A 6,000-nucleotide genomic window follows, 5' to 3' on the forward strand; every position below is an offset into this window, starting at 1 on the left:
AAATGAAGCCGGGAACACTTACATGAATCTACAGTTTCTCCAGTATCAATCTAACCAAAACTCCTGTATGTAGACACCGATGAGAGTGTTTTTTCCTCATCTTTTTCATTATACATCTCTCGTCCTTGCCTCAATTGGTTACGATAATCTAATGTCTTTAATGAATGTTGAGCTAACTTTATTGCCTCTATAGTTTTATCGAGAGTTGCATTGTTCTGGTGAACGGAAGATTTAATTTCCTCTATGAGAGTTTTTACTATTTCTCCTTGAGGGGTATTATAAATTGGATGTTTATAATCAAACTGATAATCCGGAAGTTTTTGACGGCTATGTGTTCCTTGAGGATAATCTTTTTTATCAGCGCCAATCATAGTATGTAGCATAGTGGCAATGAAATAGCTTGAAAACAATTGTGGATCTACTTTTTGCTCCAAGAGTTTATCAATCTCCATATCCCCTGGCAGATGAAATGGTTTTAGAGGTTTTGCAGAGATAGAATAAGGTAGTTCTCCATCACTATTTAAAGAAGTAAGGGACTTCAAGTCGGAAATTATTACCGTTCCATTCTCTCTTAACAAGAAATTCTCTGGTTTCAGATCAGTACATAGAAAACCTGCAGTAATTGATTTTTTCTGAAGCTCACAAACTGGTAGAGCCATATCCAGAATTTTAATTAAATCTTTAGGATTGTTATTATCCATAGTATAAATGGCGTTCATAATATCTCCTTGTGGACAAAACTCTCCTATAGCTATCACATATTCAGCTTCATCTCTTCTCTTGGGATCTAAAGAAACTTTATGTTTTCCTAAATGAATTGTTTCCAAGTTTTTCTCGGTGTATTGATTACACTGTTGATAAAAATTTTCTCGATCCATTCCTCTAAAGGGTGACTTGAGAAATTTTTCTAGTCTTACAGCATATATTTCATTGGTTTTCTCACAAGTTACCATCCAGACTTGATTATTTTCCCCCCCTAATCCCTTAAAGTTAAAGTCCCCTTCAGTAAATTGTTTTTTATTGCCCTTACTATCTTTAGCTTCACCTAATAGAGTAATTAACTGATTTGGGGCTACTTCACAAAGAAGTCTATTAATTGGATCAATTGGATTATTATGTCGCTTAAAACATTCTTCAGTAGCTAGATTATTGTTCTCAACAAAAAAAGCTGCTTCCGAATTAACACTTAGCTGCATTCTATCAAACTGTTTACACCATTCTTCATCTTGTTTAGGAGAAAGATTATTTCTAACAGTTATGATTTCTTGTTGTAGTTTATATAGACTTTGATAATAGTTAATAGGAATATTTTGATGATCATTAAGTGCCATTAATTGATTCTTTATTGAATCTAAATTAATTTCTTTTTCCTCATTTTCAATCGCTTTAAGATCTTCGTTAAGCATTTCACTTAGTATTTTACAACCACCATCACTAATTTTAGGAGCGTGTAATTCAAATAACCGCTGGTTGTTTAAATCGAATTTTTTATTATTACACAATTCTTTTAATTCAAATAGTAAGGGATCAGATTTAAACCAACTATAGAACGTATTTCCATCTTTAAGTGTACTTGCATTTTTGTTGGTCGCAGAAGAGTAATTTTCAAAAATTTGTCGACTAAGACAGTCTATTCGTTGAATCCTATTTAATTTTACTTCAGGATTTATATCTTTATCAAAATTATTATATTCATCTATTAAGGCATTTAATACAAGCACGTCTTGATTGCTGCCTATTTCTACTTTTTTAATTGGCATTTGAATACTCCAGTAATATTACCTACAATTCCATTGTAAATAATCAACCCTAATAGAGTATTAAAATAACATTCCAGTAAGTAATAGTTCTTTTGCCTACTTTTTACACGTACCCAATATCCATCGTGGTAGGTAACATGATCTCCTTAGTGAAATCCTGTCCCATAAGAACGTAGCGTGAAACTTTCGCCTCACTACGTTAAAGCCTTTTCAAAGCCAACTTCGGTTGACTCAGCTATTTGTTTCATTTGGTACTTATTTATCATAATCGTTTGTTTCGCCCTCGCGCGAGTATATTTTAGATAGCGTTTGCGCTTTTCAAAGTACGTAGATTTGCGGCAAAAAAAGCATTGAGTCATTATTTTCGCCCCAACCTATTGATTTTATTACGCCTGCTAGCTAACCTTGCTGCCCTTAAGAGGAGCAGGGTTGTTAAATGACACCAGCAAAAGAACTACCGATTGTCATTGAAAAATCACAAGAAGACCGTTAATAAATATTGGATTGAGAAGCTGCGATGTGCTTTATGCAATGAGATCTTTTCAGCCAATATTCCAGCTCATGTCCACCAGGAAAAATATCATCCAAGTTTTAAAGTCATGTTAGCTTTACAAAAATACTACATGGCTATGCCTTTTCATCGACAAGAATATTTTCAATTGCTCATTGGCTTTCCCATTCTCCTCTACCCAATGGCAACTCATGGAAGAATTAGCTGGTTGTGCGTTATTAGTATTCCCAGCATTAGAGATACTCGCCGCTAATGGCTCTTTAATTCACAATGATGATACTGTTCTTAGAATTGTAGATACTACTCGTCACAACAGACTAAACCCTGATAAAAAACGAACTGACATGTTCACCACAGGAATATTGGCACAAAACGGCGCCCATAAAATAGCACTCTTTTATAACAGCCAACGTCACTCTGGTGAAAACATGGAGCGCCTTCTTAATAAGCGCCATAAGAATAATGGCAAGGTCATCCAAATGTGCGATGCACTAAGTCATAATATCCCAGAGACCCATGACACCATTGTGTGCAACTGCTTGTCTCATGACTTTCGTAAGTTTGATGAGTTGCAGGCATTCTACCCAGAACATTGCCTGCCCATCATGAAGTGGCTTTCAATTCCATTTAAGATGGACGAGGAATTAAAACAACTTGGGTATGATGAACAACAGCGTTTAATCTATCATCAAAAGAACAGCAGACCTGCGATGATGGAAGCAAAGGCGTATATGGAGAATCTTCTGTCATCTAAACAAGTCGAGCCTAATGAGTCCTTAGGTAAGGCCATCAACTACATGTTAAAGCATTGGGAAAAACTCACCCATTTTTTGCAAGTTCCAGGTGCGCCCATTCACAACAATGACTTGGAACGAGGATTAAAAATCCCTATCCGAGGACGTAACACCTGGCTGTTTTATAAAACCGAATATGGCGCTATGGTAGGCAGTGTACTCCCCAGCATTATTTATACCTGTGAGTTAGCAGGAATCAACCCCTTTGAATACTTGGTGGCACTGCAAATTTATAAAGACCTGTGTGCCATATTGATGAGTTAATGTAGTTAAGGTGAACATTAAACGAAGTATCTGGGATTCCCGGATAATTCGTTTAATTTATATTAAATTTTTAAAATCATGAGTTCCAGCATTTACTATGCTATTCAGTGGTTAAGAAATACTTGACTACTCAAATCAGTTTATTCTAATAAAATTAAACCTTAGCCATCGAACAGCTCTTAATTGAAATTTCATTATCCCGAAGAAAAGAATTTTCCAAGGGCGCAATATACATTGCTCTGCAATGTGAAAAATTGGAATCAAATTAATGCTTAAAATGGTAGTCTCCACATTACAAACTAGCGCAAAAAGCCTTTTTAATTAATTCACTAAACATATAAATAAATTAATGCTGATTAATAACACCATATTTTATTAATCATTAATATGCTATATTTTGATTAATAAAATATGAGGTTATTAATCATGAAATGGAATTGGCAGCTTGAGAGTTGGCCAAATTTTACTTGGGACTCCGATAAATTAGTTTCGTTTGAACAGTCTTTTACTGAGGGTGCCGGCATTATTATTGGTTCTTCGCAACATATTTCTCAAGAAGGCAAGCAAAATTTATTTATCGATTTAATGTGTACTGATGCTTTGGATAGCTCTGAAATAGAAGGGGAGCATTTAAACAGAGACAGCGTTCAATCTTCTATAAAAAAAGAGTTGGGCTTGTCTGCAGAAGCTCCTAGAGCCAGCTTGGCGGAGTGTGGGATCGCTAAAATGATGGTTAATTTATATCAAACGATTTCTAGCCCACTAACACATCAGGTTTTATTTGAATGGCACCAATTTTTAATGGGTAATAGCCATCATTTGGAAAATATTGGCCAATATCGTAGCCATGAAGAAGCAATGCAAATTGTTTCTGGGCCTGATTATGATCGAAAAATCCATTTTGAAGCACCTCCTTCAAAATGTGTTCCTGCCGAAATGGAGCAATTTATTAATTGGTTTGAACGGAGTTCTCTCACAGGTTCAGCTCCTTTACCTACGTTAACCCGAGCAGGAATAGCCCATTTATGGTTTGAGAGTATCCATCCATTTGAAGATGGAAATGGAAGAATAGGGCGAGCTATAGCAGAAAAAGCATTATCGCAAGGATTTTCAAAACCAGTAATGACGGTATTGGCAAAAATATTATTAAAAAAGAGAAAGGAATATTACCAACAATTAGGTTTAGCAAGTAAAACCTTAGACCTGACATCTTGGTTGATATGGTTTGCTAACATCGCTTTAGAGGCGCAAGAAAGCACCTATTTATATATAGATTTTATTATTAAGAAATCTGTTATTTTAAGGGAAGCAGAAGGGAAAATTAATCCAAGGCAAGAAAAGGTTTTATTAAGATTATTTCATGCTGGACCAGATGGATTTGTGGGTGGTTTAAGTGCTAAAAACTATATGAGCATTACTGGTGCACCAATCGCTACAACAACCAGAGATCTGAATGACTTGGTTAAAAAAAATATTCTCAAACGAACAGGCGAGCTGAAAGCAACTCGTTATTTTTTAAATCTCGATAAGGCTTAAATGGAGATTGTGAGATTTGGTGCGCAGTGTGTACCAAATTTAAGTATCTAACAGTGAGTTTCAAAATGGAACTTACTGAAGCGTGTAATTTGGCCGATATTGTCCGCCAAATTGAATATAAGGAATACCAATTTATTTTCTATGTCCAATCTGGATCTCGCTGCGATCCAAATTGGATATGCTGGATTTCAATAATATCGGCTGATTTAACAATCCCCATACACTTTAAAAAATACTCTGTAATTAATTGCATAGGCTTTCTAAGTCGTTCCACATCAGTAATGATAGATCCTGCAGTTACATCGTTAGTCATTTTATGATTCATCAACCGTTTAAGTGCATAAGCAGAGATATGACATGCATTGAACATATCCAAATGCTGTTTCACAAATAAGGCGAGCGTGAATAAATCGATGCTTTTTGTAAATCGGGACAACTCATATCTTGAGCGGTCAATGGAGTTAATAAATAGCTCTTTTAATTGTGGAATGTTATTGATACAGCTACCATGCTCAATTATTTTTTCTTTATTATTAGTTAGCATGAAGCAAATTATTAAAGGAGTTCTCATCTACTATTCCACATTCTAAAGTTGTAACACCATTACCACTAAAACTTTTAGGGGGATAGTGTAATAAATATTTTTAGGTGAGAAATAATAGTTGTCAATTTGATATCTAGTTTTAAGAAAAATTTTGGTTTCTGAAAGAAGTTCTTTTTCGTCTAACCATCTTTTTTTTCTCTACTGTAATACCTCCTTTAATATTAGGGCCAACTTTTCTCGAGCATTCTCAGGTATTGACTCAGAGGGGCATTAAACTATTATTAAAATTAAATCGAATCAATGAATTAGATTTATCAAATATAAGAGAGGGAAGGTATTTTAAATCAATGTCTTTATCTTGAGCCATTCTCTTTAAAATGACTTTTAGCGGTTATATGCGGATTTAATCGTTTAATGGCAAAAACACCTTTTTTTGTTTCTATTTTAATCATGGTATGCAGCGCACCGCCCTTGAGTAATTCGGGTGTGACCTCAGATTAATGTAAGCAAACAATGACACAATTCACTCAACAGTCATTTTACTTATCACTCAAAGTATTCTTATTTTGCCTTCCATAAAGACCAACCTAT

The 6,000-nt window shown here is 34.9% G+C and carries 3 protein-coding genes and 1 pseudogene; 2 read left to right on the forward strand and 2 right to left on the reverse strand.

Features of this window, described 5'->3' with window-relative positions; translation table 11 throughout:
• Positions 1-50: 50 nt before the first annotated feature.
• Complete coding sequence (locus Lgra_RS15710) at positions 51-1,760, reverse strand: protein kinase family protein (RefSeq protein WP_058500099.1); 1,710 nt, start codon at positions 1,758-1,760, stop codon at positions 51-53.
• Between the two features lie 702 nt (positions 1,761-2,462).
• On the opposite strand from Lgra_RS15710, the gene Lgra_RS17610 reads away from it, so the two are divergent.
• Together Lgra_RS17610 and Lgra_RS15720 are read left to right on the forward strand one after the other, a co-directional pair.
• Complete coding sequence (locus Lgra_RS17610; RefSeq protein ID WP_083502918.1) at positions 2,463-3,329, forward strand: IS66 family transposase; 867 nt, start codon at positions 2,463-2,465, stop codon at positions 3,327-3,329.
• A gap of 426 nt (positions 3,330-3,755) precedes the next feature.
• The gene (locus tag Lgra_RS15720) at positions 3,756-4,865 is read left to right on the forward strand and encodes a Fic family protein (protein ID WP_058500100.1); all 1,110 of its coding nucleotides are present in this window, start codon (positions 3,756-3,758) and stop codon (positions 4,863-4,865) included.
• 139 nt (positions 4,866-5,004) lie between these two features.
• Here the strand turns inward: Lgra_RS15720 and Lgra_RS17890 are convergent.
• Positions 5,005-5,217, reverse strand: a pseudogene (locus Lgra_RS17890) (integrase); the annotation flags it as partial.
• Positions 5,218-6,000 lie beyond the last annotated feature (783 nt).

The organism is Legionella gratiana (assembly GCF_001467695.1).
In the GTDB taxonomy this organism is placed as follows: domain Bacteria; phylum Pseudomonadota; class Gammaproteobacteria; order Legionellales; family Legionellaceae; genus Legionella; species Legionella gratiana.